Here is a 474-nt window from a genome sequence, read left to right on the forward strand (position 1 = left end):
CTTTGCATGTGCTGCCGGGCAATGGGATATGATCGATATCTGCAGCGCGGTGAGGCTGGCTTGCAGGATCAATCCCCAAAGCCAAAGCACGTTTGGAACCGCGTGCCTGACGAGGTGAAGCGGAAGGTTGTCGACTTCGCCTTGCAGGAAACAGAATTGTCACCGCGCGAACTGGCAGTGATGTTCACGGATCAGGAACGCTACTTTGTCTCAGAATCTACAGTGTATCGCGTGCTGAAGGCCCATGATCTGATCACCAGCCCTGCATTCATCGTCATCAAAGCTGCCAATGAGTTCAAAGACAAAACAACTGGGATCAACCAGCTTTGGCAAACGGACTTCGCTTACATCAAAGTATTGGGCTGGGGCTGGTTCTATCTCAGCACGGTCTTCGACAACTACAGCCGCTACATCGTCTCCGCTGCCCGGCAGGGTATTGCGTAGCAATGTCCCGAGAGGGATGGAAGCTCTGCA

Annotated in this window: 1 pseudogene; it reads left to right on the top strand. The window is 53.4% G+C overall.

The annotated features are described in order from the left end of the window. Positions 1-420, top strand: a pseudogene (locus Q1A06_RS20925) (helix-turn-helix domain-containing protein); the annotation flags it as partial. Between the last annotated feature and the right edge of the window lie 54 nt (positions 421-474).

It is taken from the genome of uncultured Sulfitobacter sp., assembly GCF_947497275.1.
Lineage (GTDB): Bacteria > Pseudomonadota > Alphaproteobacteria > Rhodobacterales > Rhodobacteraceae > Sulfitobacter.